Genomic DNA, 13,475 nt, shown 5'->3' with positions numbered 1-13,475 from the left:
TTACCACCAAGTATTATCCCACTTTTTATAATTTTCTGCCATATCAATATTAAGGAAAAAAGGACTCGTAGATAAGGAAACTAACACAAACATCTAAAGAAAAATAATGTTTTTTTCTCTAGACCCTTGCAACTTACCACTTGTTTTTTGCATGTTACTTTCGCTGTCCTACCAGTCACAGAAAAACGGCTTACTTGTTGGTAGATCCGTCATACAATATCCTTACAAACAACATGAGCGGAGGGATAACAATGAATGTAGTAAACATTAGTAATTTAAAAAAGTCATATGGAACGAACCATGTATTACGGGGGATAAACTTTCAGGCCGAGTCTGGAGAAATCATTGGTGTCATTGGAAAAAATGGTGCAGGCAAATCAACTTTCCTAGAAATTTTAATGACGATTAAACAATACGATGCTGGTAACGTTATAGTCTTAGATGAAAATATTGGATCACTTTCTACGAATCAACTCGAACAAATTCGCAAACAAATTTCGGTCGTCCTTCAACCAACTCAATTTTATAAAACATTAAAAGTAGAAGAATTGCTTAAATTGTTCAAAACATATTACCAATCATCTGTTGATTTAAAAAAAGTCATGACCGATTTCAAATTAGAACCGCATCGAAAAAAATATTTCGATAAGCTTTCAGGGGGGTGGAAGCAAATTGTAAGTTTGGCTATTGCATTTTTAGCAGAGCCTAAACTACTCATATTGGATGAACCAACAACAGGACTCGATCCACATATGCGCAATATGCTCTGGTCCTACATCACCGATTACAACAAGAGAACAGGCGGCACTGTTATTTTAACGACACATAATATGGATGAAATTGAACTGTATTGTGACAAAGTAATGCTCATCAATAATGGCGTCAATGAAGTATTTGATACAACGGAAAGCATTTTGGCATCAGGATACAAGTCCATAAACGATTTTTATCTTGCAAAAGTATCTATTTGAGGGGGAACAATAATGATAGCGACACAGTTAAAATATGATTTATTAATGTTTACTAGAGAAATATTTTATTTAGTTTTCACAGTTTTTGTACCGCCAGCAACGTATATTTTTATGGGACAATTATTTGGGGAGCAAACGTACGCTGGAAACCTAAGCTATGCACAAACGTATACACCATCCTTCATCTTGCTTATCACATTTGCAGTTATATTTTTTGCTTTTGGTTTTGATCAAGTCACACAACGTACGACAGGAGTAGAGAAACGAATTTACCTATCCCCTGTCCCTAAACATATACTTTTATTTTCGAGCATTATCCGCTCCATAATTATTACAAGTTTAGGATATGGATTTATTTTTATCATTGGACTTTTAATGTACGACTTGCGGTTTCAATTATTTGTTTTCTTAACTTCTTACGGATTTTTCATCATACTAAATGCAGTCTTACTAATCATTGCATCTGCTATTTATTCATTTTTTAACAACATGAATAGTGCATTAGTGTTCTCAATCGTTATCTTCCAAGTGGCAATGTTCACGGGCGGCTTTGCAATGCCAATCAGTATGATGCCTAGATTTATTCAGATTATTGCGGATTTCAATCCTCTGTATCATATGAATAATTTATTTATTGCTGTGTGGAACGGACAGCTTATCTTTGACAATAAGGTTTTATTTTCAATTAGTTACATTTTTGCACTTGTTATTGTATCAGTTATCATTCTACGTAAACAGAATACACGTAAAATGGGATAGCCCAATTGCTCCAAAACACTTACACTTAAATGGAGAGAGGTGTAAAGAATTGAAAGTATCTTTGAATATTGATAGTGATTTTAAAGAAACGAAAGTAAGCATTGAAACTCCAACATTAGACGATTCGGTGCAAGAGTTACTTGATTTTATCAAGGGCCAAGAAACAGAGTTTCTGGTCGGAAAGAACGGTGAAATGCAGCATATTTTAAAACCTGTTGATATCCACTACTTTCATACTGAAAAAGAAGCTGTAATTGCAATCACTTCCACCGGTTCTTATAGATTAAAAGAGAAACTTTATGAACTAGAACAAATCCTTCCTTCCCATAAATTTATTCGACTCTCCAAATCGGTTATTGCCAATCTCCATGAGTTAAGTCGATTTGAAGCATCATTCAATGGGACTCTTTGTGTATATTTCAAATCAGGGGCAAAAGAATACGTCTCTCGGACTTATGTAAATTCTATAAAAGAGGCACTGAAAATGAATAGGAGGAAAAGCGAGTGAAAACCTTTTTATTTAGAAGCATGATCGGTATATTCTTCGGGGCATTTCTTTCTGTTATTATTACAAATCTGTATGTACTTTCAAATGAACATATAATGCTAGACGGAACATTATTTCTGAAAAATTCACTTGGCTCTATCTTTTGTGGCTGGTTTTTCACAGTAAGTGCCCTCTATTTTGAAAATCCAAATTTACGCCTTTCCCAGCAAACTGCCTTGCATTTTGTGACGGTCATTATTTTATATTTTGTTTTAGCATTTGTGATCGGGTGGATCCCTTTTAACTTGATTAGTTTCTTGTTTGCGGTAGGGTTTTTCATCTGCTTTTACCTGATCTTCTGGACCTCATTTTATCTGTATTTTAAACGACAAATGAAGAAATTGAATGAGGAACTGGAATTGCTTTAAAGTAGAGTTTGATTCAATGTAACTAAGGTTCGTATTAAAACTAATTTCGGGACTCATCTTATTGCTTTTATTGAAATAACTATAGGTGTCACAAAGCGTCATTCAACGATAAGTACTGCAATATGGTGATAACATTTGGAATTCTGACCTACATAGGCTATACCTTTTTTTTAAAAAATTTACCTAATACAATAGGATGCACTTAGTCAATTTAATTTGACTGAATGCATCCTTTTCATATTTTATAAAACTATTTTCTAATTAAATTCTACGATTAAAATCGTGTGAAGAGCTCATCTAGTCTTACTGATTGATATATAGTTCAAATAAATCCGTAAAATCTTTCTTATTGTATTTGTCTTTTTGATCAATCATCCAATCCTTCGCAAAGCGAGTAATCGCTTCGAAGGAACTTGCAGGTGTGACTTCACGGCTTTCGATTTTTCCTATGGATTGTGCAGCATAATTTAAGCTGTTTTGTGCTATTTCATATTTCTTTGTATTTTCTTTCATTTCGATTGACATTGCATGAATTACTTTGTATAGGTCTTTTATTTCAGTGGCAAACTTTTTGTGTATATCAATGGATAACGGTGTATTCCCAATTGTGAATTTTATTTCTACATCTAAATCGATAGTACCTGCTGTTTCAAGGGCAACATCTGTAATCGGAAAATAGGCATAATCATATCTTCTAAGCAATCTTTTCTTGCTTATTGCATTTTGACCATCCACATGGATAAGTGCTTGATTTGTAAAGCAATACTCGTCTGCTTTTGTTTTAATGAGTAAATAGATAACTTCCCCCGATTCGTGCATAACAAAATCATCCGATTCTGTCTTGTCAAAATCCGATTTTGGAATAACCATTCCTATATCTGATAGTCCTAGTGCATCTGAAGCTAGCTTTTTTAACATGTCCTTTTCTTCCTTTTTAACCTCTTTTAATTATAGTTTAATTGCTTAATTTTGTGGAACTATAAAATTATCAAGTATTTATTAATAATTTGTATTGCTAATATTCTATAATTGTCGTTTAATTATCTAGTTCAAATAATTTTTGAAAAGGAATGTGATGAATGAAAAAGTTCGTAAGCTATCTGACTTTGTCAATGTTAGTGGGCATGACATTAGTGGCATGTACTCCAAAAGAAGAAACAAAAAAAGGAACTGAGGAAACAGTTCAAGATGGGAAAAAAGCTTCTGTTAAAGATACAAAGAATAACTACTTATCAGCAGTTGATGTGGATTATGCTTTTCAATTTGCTAAAAGTCTAGAAGAATATAAGACCAATGAGAAACTAGGTTATCGTACTGCTGGCTCGAAAGCAGAATTGAAAACTGGAGAGAAAATTGGGAACGAAATGAAAAAAATTGGACTTGAAGAAGTGACAAAAGATGAGTTCAAAGTGGATACATGGGAGTTCGAAAAAGCAGATTTAACCTTCACTGACACAGAAGGCAAAGAACATCTCGCTGTCTTAGGAGGATATCAAGTTAACTTCGACACAAATGGTGTAAAGGAACTGGACGTTGTCTATGCTGGAAAAGGGACTGCGGAAGACTTGGATGGACTTGATATCGAAGGCAAACTTGTTTTAATAGATATCAATCAACGCGAAGAATGGTGGATTAACTACCCAGCTTATCAAGCACATTTAAAAGGGGCCGCTGCAGTAATTGCTGTCCAAGAAGCAGGTTATGGGGAAGTTGATCCAGATGCTTTAAATGCACAGGATATTTGTGGACCGGATGATGCCCCTGCATTTTCTATGTCCCAAACAGATGCAGAGAAGCTGAAGAAAGCATTAGAAGCTAGTGAAAAAGGTTCGCTTACCGTAAAGTTTGATGCAAAATCTACTGTGAAAATGGATGGCAAATCGTATAATTATTACGGTAAAATTATCGGAAAAGATCCTGAATCCTATATCATTCTATCTGCACATTATGATTCTTATTTTGCTGGATTCCAAGATGATAACGCTGCAATCGCTCTAATGATGGGTGTTGCTAAAGGATTAATAGATAGCGGATATCAACCAGAAAAAACAATCATTTTCAATGCACTGGCTGCAGAAGAGTGGGGAGTTTCGAACTCTCGCTACGACTGGTCAACCGGGGCTTACAACCAAATCTTTAATATCCATCCTGAGTGGGTTGGAAAAGCATTTGCCAATATGAACTTTGAACTTCCCGCATATGAACATACAACACAGGACGAAATCCGTTCCGTTTATGAATTGAATACATTTTTAACAAATTTCGCAGAGGCGGTGCCAAGCGTTACTGGTGTTTATAAAGATGGCATTTCAGTTGTCTCACCACTACGTACATGGTCCGATGACTTCTCTTTTGGTATTGCTGGTGTTCCTTCACTTCGCAATGATTTCCAAGATAGCGAGTTTATGCATTCTCACTATCATTCCCAATTTGATAGTGAAGAAGCATTCAATTCAGATGCATTAAAATTCCACTTGAATTTATATGGATTACTTGCAATGCACTACGATGAAACAGCTGTCGTTCCTTTGGATTTTACAAATCGATTACATGCCTTAAAAGAAAATTTGAATTTAGAAGCATTTGAAAAAGCTGGTATGTCTTCGGATGAGCTTGTAGCCGAAATAGATGAAGTGACTGCGATCGCTGAATCCTTAAATAAGAAAGTTTCGAAAGTAAATAATGATTATTTAGCTGCACTTTCGAAAGATGATTCTGATTTAGCTAAGAAACTGTATAAAGAAAGCCGAGAATTGAATAGTGGATTACTTGCTGCATTTAAATATGCAGAAGATCAATTTGTCCGTTTGACATGGGAAGATGAACCAATATTCCCTCACGAGCACCCACAAAATAATATTCAAAATTTAGCTTCATCAATTGATGCATTAAACGAAGGAAATATTGCTGCCCCATTGGACGAGTACTTATACGCAATCGACAACAATTGGTATGCTTATGCCTTCGAGAAAGATGTATACAATTACTTCACGAATTATGTGTTAGAAGCGCCAAAAGAAAAACTTATGTGGGGTGCTGGCAGAATCGTTGATCATGAAGATTTATTTGACACGATTCATTCATTGAAGGAAAAAAGAGAAGATGCCAATGCCGATGTTTCTACAGAAATTGAAACATTGAATAGTGCCCTAGAAAGACAAAAAGAACTATTAAAAACGACAGTATCAGATGAGATATCAAGTATTCAAGAACTAGGAAAAATGTTAGATGAATTGAAATAATTGAGAAAAGCTGTTCTCTCAGGCGTTTATGCGGCTTAGGGAACAGCTTTTTTATTTAGCGAAATTTGGTATGCGATAAAGCTCCATGCTCTTTAGGTGGAACCCGTCGCTCCTGGGTGAAGCTCACCTCTCTTTGGGTTAAACCCGTCTCTCTTGGGTGAAACTCACCTCTCTTTGGGTGAACCTCACCTCTCTTTAGGTGGAACCCGTCTCTCTTAGGTGAACCTCACCTCTCTTTAGGTGGAACCCGTCGCTCTTGGGTGAACCTCACCTCTCTTTGGGTTAAACCCGTCTCTCTTGGGTGAAACTCACCTCTCTTTGGGTTAAACCCATCTCTCTTGGGTGAAACTCACCTTTCTTTAGGTGGAGCTCCCCTACTCTTTAGTGACCATCGATTTTTCAGTTGTCATTAGCTATTTAACTGGCGCATAATCTTCCCATTCAGAAATGCTTGAATGTCTTCTACCGTTTCTCGATAATACGTACTATAGTTTTGTTCACTCACATAGCCTAAATGCGGTGTCGCGAGGACATTAGAAAGAGTGCGGAATGGGTGATTCTTTGGAAGCGGCTCGACCTCGAATACATCTATCGCAGCTCCAGCAATCCAATTCTCATGTAGTGCTTCGATTAACGCCTCTTGGTCTACAATCGCTGCACGTGATGTATTAATAAGATAGGCAGAAGTTTTCATAAGCCGCAATTCTTTTGTACCAATTAACTCTCTTGTTCTTCCACTGAGTACAAGATGAATGGAAACGAAGTCGGCCATTTCTAATAATTCTTCTTTGGATGATGCTAAACATACGCCATGTTCATCCGCTTGCTCTTTCGTTAAATTTTGACTCCATGCCATAACTTCCATGCCAAATGCTTTTGCTATTACCGCCATACGACTTCCAATCTTACCGAGGCCCAGTAGTCCAAGTCGTTTACCATATAAATCCATACCCACAGTATTTTGCCACATACCATTTTCTCGTAGTTCTTTGTTCTCTTTTGTGACATGACGAGCTATGTTTAGTAATAAAGCCCAGGTTAACTCAGTTGGCGGTTCTGACATACTGGCTGTACCACAAACAGTTACACCATGAATTGTTGCCGCAGCAAGATCAATCGAAGCATTTCTCATTCCTGAGGTTATGAGTAATTTAAGTTTTGGTATTTTCTCAAAGATTGAAGCAGTAAAAGGTGTTCGCTCTCGCATAATGACTACTATTTCAAAATCACCAATCGCTTCTATTAACTCCTCTTCGCGCTCAAAGTGGTGATGAAAGGTTTTTACCTCCACTTTATCTAAAATACTTGACCAATCAGCCTTTTTTAATGCTACATTTTGATAATCATCTAATACTGCACAACGAAGTTTCATGCAAAGTCCCCTCCCTATTACTTCAAATAATCCACTACTATTTGAACAATCAATAATACTGTAACCAATCTCAGAAGCGGCTTGATATGTTCAGACTTCAATTTGCGTGCCAGTCGCACTCCAAGTTGAGCTCCAACAACTGCTCCAAGCATTAATGCAATAGTAATTGGCCAAATGATTTTCCCAGTGGAGATGTACGTGATGGATGCTCCAAAACAGCTTGCAAATACACCGATTCTTGCTAAGCCAACAGCTCGAATATAAGCTATTTTTTGACTAGCATATAAATAGAGTGCAAGTGTACTGCTCCCCGGTCCGAACATGCCATCGTATATTCCAATTCCCAGCAATGCAGGACCTATTTTTTTATTCAATCGTAATGGTTCTGTTCCATCAAAATTTCCTTTATTCATGAATGACGTTATAAATGCAAAGCTTAACAATAAAATTGCGATAATTGTTAACACCTCTCCGCTTAAAAACGAAGCAATAAGTCCTCCAATGGCCCCACCCCCTAGGCAAAAACCAATGACCGCTAATGCTTCTTTCCCTGAAATTTCTTTTCCTTTGAAAATAACGAGAAAACCAGATAGCGAACTGACTGTATTGGATACTTTGTTTGCACCTATCGCCGAGTGAACAGGCAGGCCCATTAGCAGCATGGTAGGTAAGCTGATTAGTCCTCCTCCTCCAACTAAAGTACCTACGATATTTCCCACGATTCCCACAATAAAAAAGAGGATGAATTCCATAGTCAAGCCTTCTTTCTATTATATTAACTTTAAATCAAGCATACTCTCCTCCATTTCATAAGTAAATTTAATAGTTTTTATGAATTGCCATCAGAAAAACTTATCAAAATTACTTTCTCAGTTTCAGGCACATTGCGATTTGTTGTCCTGACTTTCCATTAAATCGCTTACCCTCGTCTATAAAGCCCGTTTTTATGTATAATGAGTGTGCTGCTTTATTCGCCTCATTCACCCCAAGCACAACTTGGTCTATATATGAAAAATGTTTCATTATGTATGATGGCAATAAAGTTAAAGAACCTTTCGCTATACCGCGCCTTTGAAAAGATGGGTGAATGGAATACCCTCGAAGTAAAATGCTCTCTTGATGGTCTGTATAATTAAATTTATCATCGCCCTCATCCAGTACGAAGAATCCTGCAACTTGATTATCTTTTAATATAACAACCGGTTTATAAGTAGAATGTATTTTACTTCGTTCCAACAATTCGAGTGGGTGCCCAGTAAACGCCAAATCCCCTTCCGACAGTGGGTAATCCTCTAATGCTGCTTGATACTTATCTTCGTAAATTACAAGTTCTATCACAATATTTCCTCCAGTAATTTATTTTTTATTAGCATAACACAAAAATTTCTACCTGTTTTGTTAAACTAATGATAAGAAAGGTGATGAGTGATATGGATATCGCAATTATTGGTGGTGGAATCGGAGGACTTTGTGCTGCTGTAGCTTTACAAAAACAAGGATTTTCCGTAAAAGTATATGAATCTTCTTCGACATTTCAACCTGTAGGAGCCGGTATTGGGATTGGATCAAACGCGATGCAAGCGCTCATGAAAATAGGTGTTGGGGAGAAGATTTTTCAAGAAGGGCATATTTTGCAAGCACAAGTCTTTCAAAATGCACAAGGTAAAACACTGAATACAATTGACTTCTCCATCCTCAAAGAACGATTTGGACAAGAAAATATTACGATTCATCGCGCCGATTTGCATCGTACTTTTTTAGAAGCATTAAAACCAAATACAGTTTCTTACAATAAAAGATGCATGAATGTCGAACAACTAGGAGAAAAAGTTACTGCATATTTCGATGATGGAATGGTTGTGAATGCTGATTTACTAATTGCTGCTGATGGCATCCATTCGTCTATCCGAAAAAAGCTAGTTACCAATTCTCTGCCTCGTTATTCCGGCTATACTTGTTGGCGAGGAATTACAGAAAATAACGGACGAGTAGACCAATTTACTTCCACAGAGATATGGTCCACTGCCGGTCGCTTTGGCATGGCGCCGATGAAAAATGGACAAGTTTACTGGTTTGCCTGTATAAATGCTCGTGAACAGGATCCGTTTTACCAAAAGCTTGAGCGGAAAGAAATAGCTAATCTTTTTAATGATTTCCCCGAAATAGTGACACAAATCATCCGAGATACACCAACAAAGTTAATACTCCATCATGATATCTTGGATATACAGCCACTTAAGCAATTTTCTTTTGGTCGAATTATCTTATTAGGCGATGCAGCTCATGCTACTACCCCCAACATGGGACAAGGGGCTGGGCAAGCGATAGAAGATGCTATTGTGCTCGGTAATGGATTTCATCAATTTGAAGATTTACCTAAGGTACTCGCTTTCTATGAAGAAAAACGCGTAGCACGCACCGCAAAAGTTATTAATTTGTCTAGACAAATTGGTCTAACTGCACAACTTCGCTCAAAAGCACTTGCTAGTACTCGTGATTTTCTATTCCCCTTCATTCCTTCCAAACTGCTACTCTGGCGTTTGAAGTTTTTGTTTGATGTAAAACTAAAATAAAAGTGCCTCATGGGAAAAGGCACTTTTACTCAATAGAATTGTAATCCGTCTTTATCTATCACGTTTATATTCTTTGGAACTTTTAAATATATATAGGTGTTTCCTAAAATGCCTCTTTGTTTCCAATCATCCATGCTTTCCATCATTGAAATCGAAGCTAACTCATTGGAAAAACGGTAATATGTCAGCTCTGCTAGAGGAGGGGCTGTCAATATTATTTGATCATCTTTCATTTCAATCGTTGATAATGGAATTTCACCATCCAAGTTAAGTCCATCCATGTATGAATATGTCCTGTACATCTTGATATCCACCAATTGCTCTTTTGAATCCGTCCATTCTATGCTCATCATTTCTGACGGGAAATTAGAGCCCTTTGATATTATTTCTAACGTATCTCCTTTTAATTGTTGTGTCCATTCTTTTACTAGAAATTTCGGATCAAGTTTACTTTCCTCCTTGTTTCCAAATGCTTGTTGAAATACTTCATTTTCTTTTTTAAGCTTCGTATATTCTTTTGGGGTCACAATTTCATTCCCCTTTGTTGGGATAAATACATATGCAATTACAGCTAGCAACAGAACTGATACGTAAATATACACGATCCATTTATTTGCTCGCTTTGTCCAATTAATATGTTTCGTTGCTTTTCTGCCAAATCGAAGAAATAACCATATGAGAAATAGCAAAATAATTAGGGGAATAATAGCAACTGCCCAAGTACTCATATTCATTGTCTAACCTCCAATCGATTCGAACATAAAATTGCTAATGTAAAGAATACAATGGATATACCAATGAATTTGATTGCCAAAATTACTATAGATTCATTTTCCATAAATACGTATTGAAGAATCGTCTGACCAGTCTTTGTAGCCAGCATTATGACAATTAATAATAACAAAAGAAATGTAAATGCTTTATGAATCTCAACAAGCATTCCCCATAGATATCCTCCAGCTGAGATTACTATTAGAAGAACGATCATTACTCCGATAGTAACTATTGAACCAAGCGGATTTTCTAAAACATTGGAGCTTTTCACATAGTCTGATTCACCGAAAAGAAGCAGCACTACACGTAAAAGATAGTTGGATAAAAACGCTGTTACCCCTGCAAAAATGCTCATCAAGCAAAGAACTGAAATATTTGCCAAATTACTACTTAACCGACTTGCTACATAAGAAAAATCATCATAACGATACGCTTTTGTCGTCATCAACTTTCCAACAAATAGTGCCCAAATAGCTACAAAGGCAAAAACAGTATCCGACGTAATTGTAATGATGTGAACCGTCGCATTATTAACACCAGTACTCATCGTGCTAAACCCATTCATCGAGAATAATAGCCCAAGTAACTGAACAAAAATAAGTGATACAATTGCTCCCGAATATGCACTCATCTTAAATTTCACTTGCGTCCTAACAATCTCTCCTAATGTGTTGTTACTTAAAAACATCATCGATTCCCCCATTTCCATCGCTCGTTACAAACATACACACATCACTAGCTGACACCGGGTGCATCGTAACTCCATCTATTAGCGAGACGTTTTCCTTTCTAATTATTACCTGAGTCCGCAAGCTATCCAATTGCTTCTTATGTAGAATTTCTTTTCCAGCAGTCATTTTTTCTACTAAGTCATTTGGACCCTGGAGAGCGATTGCATACTCTTTTACTACCTCTAATGATTGATGAAAAACAACCTTCCCTTTATTGATCAGTAAAATATCTTCCAACAAATGTTCCATTTCGGCTAAATGATGACTTGAAATCAAAATTGTACGAGGGTACGCTATATAGTCTTTTAATAATGCCCGATAAAAATCCGTTCGAACCGCTTCATCCATCCCATTTGTAGGTTCATCAAACATTGTTAACTCGCATCGTGTTGCTAAGCCAAAAATCATATTAAACGTTGCTTTTGTACCTTTTGATAGTTTTGAATGCACCTGTTTAGGATTTAACCCAAAGTATTGAAATAATTTAGTTGCATACTCTGCATCCCATCTCTTATAAAAGTTCGGTGCCGCCTCTAATATATCCGCTAATTTCAATGAATCAGGAAAACTCATTTGATCGTCTATTAAAATACTGTTTGCTGATGCACGCAGATTATTAAACGGTTTATTTGAAAATACTTTAACGTCTCCTGAGTTTTCTCGTATAAAACCAGCTAATATTTTCAATAATGTCGTTTTTCCAGCACTATTACGTCCAATCAGACCAGTAATCTTTTGGCCTTCTAATTGAAAGGTTATTCCATCAAGTGCAGCTACACTCTTATATTTTTTTCGCAGATTCTGGCAATCAATAACGGTCACTTTTGTTCCTCCTCACATTTTTTGATTAGCTGAATAAGTTCCTCCTCGGTAACAGCAAGTCTTCTTGCCTCTAAAACGAGTTCCATCGCCATATTTGTAAGTGTTTCGTTACGTCGCTTATGTAAAATCATATTTTTAGCTTCCAAAGCTACGAACATTCCAAGGCCTCTTTTCTTATATAAAATTTGTTCTTCCACAAGTATCGTTAAACCTTTCGCAGCAGTGGCAGGATTAATATTGAATAGATCCGCTAGTTGATATTGAGAATGTACTTTTTCATCGCTCTGAAAACGATCTGCCAGTATTTCATTCTCTATCCAATTTGCTATTTGAATATAGATGGGTTTCGTGCTATCTGCATTTAAATTCAATTGGTTATTCTCCTTTCACGAAAACCAGTACATTAGTGTTGTAATGTAGTATATAGTAAATTGATTAGAATGTCTATATATTCCCACGATTCTTTATGCCAAAAATGATAAAAGGGTGAGGAAGCGACTGTATCACTTTCCTCACCCTACTCATTCTGGTTTGTAATTTTTGATAATGAAAGCTAGGTAATTACGGTTCTTATACATTGAACAAACGTCTGATTAAAGAAGCAATGTTCTGGGGATATATGGCTTAACGCAATCAATTGCACTACGAGGGCAACCAATATTACTGGGAAAGCACCTAATTGAAATTAGGTTGCTTTCTAGTAGAACAATTGTCCAATAAACGAAGCTGTTATTTGGAAATAAATAGCTTAACGCAACCAGTTGTTCTGCGAGGGGCAACCAGTTTATTCCTCAAAGCAACCAAATTCTCTCCCAAAGCAACCAGTTTCCCTGTGAGAGCAACCAATTAGATTGGACTGCTTACTTTATCAAGGATGTCAATTAAAGAAGATTCCACTTGGAATGCAATAGCATAATCAATTACACTTCAAAGGCAACCAATTTAGTCCTCAATGCAACCAAATAAAACTGGGTTGCCTACTAGAGATAAAATTCTTCCAATAAAAGAGACAATAATTTTGAAATAAATGGCTTAACGCAACCAGTTGCTCTGCGAGGACAACCAATTTTAGCATGAGAGCAACCATTCCTCGTCGAACGCAACCAATTTGTCCATAAGAGCAACCAAATTAGATTTTTTCACAACTGATCTTATTCTTAATCTTAATAGTACTCCAATGGGATTGTTCCTCCCATAGTTTAAACTACTCTACATAACAAAAAAGCCGCTACCGATTACTCGGTAACGACTTTTTTTTGTGTGCCCAGCGACGTCCTACTCTCACAGGGGGAGACCCCCAACTACCATCGGCGCTG

At 36.6% G+C, this 13,475-nt stretch carries 14 protein-coding genes; 6 read left to right on the top strand and 8 right to left on the bottom strand.

What is annotated here, in order from left to right; translation table 11 throughout:
- Nucleotides 1-251: 251 nt before the first annotated feature.
- Genes FS486_RS11130 through FS486_RS11115 form a run of 4 tightly spaced genes read left to right on the top strand, consistent with a single transcriptional unit; the run spans nucleotide 252 to nucleotide 2,645 of the window.
- Entirely contained in the window at nucleotides 252-971 is a 720-nt protein-coding gene (locus tag FS486_RS11130; protein WP_144511415.1) for an ABC transporter ATP-binding protein, read from the top strand.
- A gap of 12 nt (nucleotides 972-983) precedes the next feature.
- Entirely contained in the window at nucleotides 984-1,730 is a 747-nt protein-coding gene (locus tag FS486_RS11125) for an ABC transporter permease (protein WP_144511414.1), read from the top strand.
- A gap of 49 nt (nucleotides 1,731-1,779) precedes the next feature.
- On the top strand, nucleotides 1,780-2,238 hold the full coding sequence (locus FS486_RS11120; RefSeq protein WP_144511413.1) for a LytTR family DNA-binding domain-containing protein: 459 nt from the start codon (nucleotides 1,780-1,782) through the stop codon (nucleotides 2,236-2,238).
- Entirely contained in the window at nucleotides 2,235-2,645 is a 411-nt protein-coding gene (locus tag FS486_RS11115; protein WP_144511412.1) for a DUF3021 domain-containing protein, read from the top strand. Before FS486_RS11120 ends, FS486_RS11115 begins: the two co-directional genes overlap by 4 nt.
- A 303-nt stretch (nucleotides 2,646-2,948) precedes the next feature.
- On the opposite strand, the gene FS486_RS11110 is transcribed toward FS486_RS11115, so the two are convergent.
- On the bottom strand, nucleotides 2,949-3,563 hold the full coding sequence (locus FS486_RS11110) for a PH domain-containing protein (protein WP_144511411.1): 615 nt from the start codon (nucleotides 3,561-3,563) through the stop codon (nucleotides 2,949-2,951).
- A gap of 161 nt (nucleotides 3,564-3,724) precedes the next feature.
- On the opposite strand from FS486_RS11110, the gene FS486_RS11105 reads away from it, so the two are divergent.
- Nucleotides 3,725-5,887, top strand: a complete 2,163-nt coding sequence (locus FS486_RS11105) for a M28 family peptidase (protein WP_222122587.1) — start codon at nucleotides 3,725-3,727, stop codon at nucleotides 5,885-5,887.
- A gap of 409 nt (nucleotides 5,888-6,296) precedes the next feature.
- On the opposite strand, the gene FS486_RS11100 is transcribed toward FS486_RS11105, so the two are convergent.
- The 3 genes from FS486_RS11100 to FS486_RS11090 all read right to left on the bottom strand — a co-directional run bounded on the left by FS486_RS11100 (nucleotide 6,297) and on the right by FS486_RS11090 (nucleotide 8,597).
- Nucleotides 6,297-7,259: a D-2-hydroxyacid dehydrogenase family protein gene (locus FS486_RS11100; protein WP_144511410.1), complete on the bottom strand. Its 963-nt coding sequence runs from the start codon at nucleotides 7,257-7,259 to the stop codon at nucleotides 6,297-6,299.
- A gap of 17 nt (nucleotides 7,260-7,276) precedes the next feature.
- On the bottom strand, nucleotides 7,277-8,011 hold the full coding sequence (locus tag FS486_RS11095) for a sulfite exporter TauE/SafE family protein (RefSeq protein WP_144511409.1): 735 nt from the start codon (nucleotides 8,009-8,011) through the stop codon (nucleotides 7,277-7,279).
- A gap of 109 nt (nucleotides 8,012-8,120) precedes the next feature.
- Nucleotides 8,121-8,597: a GNAT family N-acetyltransferase gene (locus FS486_RS11090; protein ID WP_260858083.1), complete on the bottom strand. Its 477-nt coding sequence runs from the start codon at nucleotides 8,595-8,597 to the stop codon at nucleotides 8,121-8,123.
- A 92-nt stretch (nucleotides 8,598-8,689) separates the two neighbouring features.
- On the opposite strand from FS486_RS11090, the gene FS486_RS11085 reads away from it, so the two are divergent.
- Entirely contained in the window at nucleotides 8,690-9,832 is a 1,143-nt protein-coding gene (locus FS486_RS11085; RefSeq protein ID WP_186321420.1) for an FAD-dependent monooxygenase, read from the top strand.
- A 29-nt stretch (nucleotides 9,833-9,861) separates the two neighbouring features.
- On the opposite strand, the gene FS486_RS11080 is transcribed toward FS486_RS11085, so the two are convergent.
- The 4 genes from FS486_RS11080 to FS486_RS11065 are packed head-to-tail and all read right to left on the bottom strand — an operon-like array spanning nucleotide 9,862 to nucleotide 12,530.
- Nucleotides 9,862-10,566: a hypothetical protein gene (locus tag FS486_RS11080; protein WP_144511406.1), complete on the bottom strand. Its 705-nt coding sequence runs from the start codon at nucleotides 10,564-10,566 to the stop codon at nucleotides 9,862-9,864.
- Entirely contained in the window at nucleotides 10,563-11,297 is a 735-nt protein-coding gene (locus FS486_RS11075) for a hypothetical protein (RefSeq protein ID WP_144511405.1), read from the bottom strand. The genes FS486_RS11080 and FS486_RS11075 overlap by 4 nt, the downstream gene beginning before the upstream one ends.
- Complete coding sequence (locus FS486_RS11070) at nucleotides 11,281-12,159, bottom strand: ATP-binding cassette domain-containing protein (protein WP_144511404.1); 879 nt, start codon at nucleotides 12,157-12,159, stop codon at nucleotides 11,281-11,283. Before FS486_RS11070 ends, FS486_RS11075 begins: the two co-directional genes overlap by 17 nt.
- Nucleotides 12,156-12,530: a GntR family transcriptional regulator gene (locus FS486_RS11065; protein WP_144511403.1), complete on the bottom strand. Its 375-nt coding sequence runs from the start codon at nucleotides 12,528-12,530 to the stop codon at nucleotides 12,156-12,158. The genes FS486_RS11070 and FS486_RS11065 overlap by 4 nt, the downstream gene beginning before the upstream one ends.
- Nucleotides 12,531-13,475: the final 945 nt, after the last annotated feature.

Origin of the sequence: Bacillus sp. FJAT-22090 (genome assembly GCF_007676755.1) — a bacterium.
In the GTDB taxonomy this organism is placed as follows: Bacteria; Bacillota; Bacilli; order Bacillales_A; family Planococcaceae; genus Psychrobacillus.
Note: the sequence above shows the minus strand (reverse complement) of the source record. Positions and strands in the feature narration are given on the sequence as shown.

Bases quoted from the DNA above. Each gene is read 5' to 3' on its own strand.
- FS486_RS11075 (WP_144511405.1), bottom strand. From the start codon at position 11,297: ATGATGTTTTTAAGTAACAACACATTAGGAGAGATTGTTAGGACGCAA.
- FS486_RS11095 (WP_144511409.1), bottom strand. From the start codon at position 8,011: ATGGAATTCATCCTCTTTTTTATTGTGGGAATCGTGGGAAATATCGTA.
- FS486_RS11085 (WP_186321420.1), top strand. From the start codon at position 8,690: ATGGATATCGCAATTATTGGTGGTGGAATCGGAGGACTTTGTGCTGCT.
- FS486_RS11110 (WP_144511411.1), bottom strand. From the start codon at position 3,563: ATGTTAAAAAAGCTAGCTTCAGATGCACTAGGACTATCAGATATAGGA.
- FS486_RS11105 (WP_222122587.1), top strand. From the start codon at position 3,725: ATGAAAAAGTTCGTAAGCTATCTGACTTTGTCAATGTTAGTGGGCATG.
- FS486_RS11130 (WP_144511415.1), top strand. From the start codon at position 252: ATGAATGTAGTAAACATTAGTAATTTAAAAAAGTCATATGGAACGAAC.
- FS486_RS11125 (WP_144511414.1), top strand. From the start codon at position 984: ATGATAGCGACACAGTTAAAATATGATTTATTAATGTTTACTAGAGAA.
- FS486_RS11080 (WP_144511406.1), bottom strand. From the start codon at position 10,566: ATGAATATGAGTACTTGGGCAGTTGCTATTATTCCCCTAATTATTTTG.
- FS486_RS11100 (WP_144511410.1), bottom strand. From the start codon at position 7,259: ATGAAACTTCGTTGTGCAGTATTAGATGATTATCAAAATGTAGCATTA.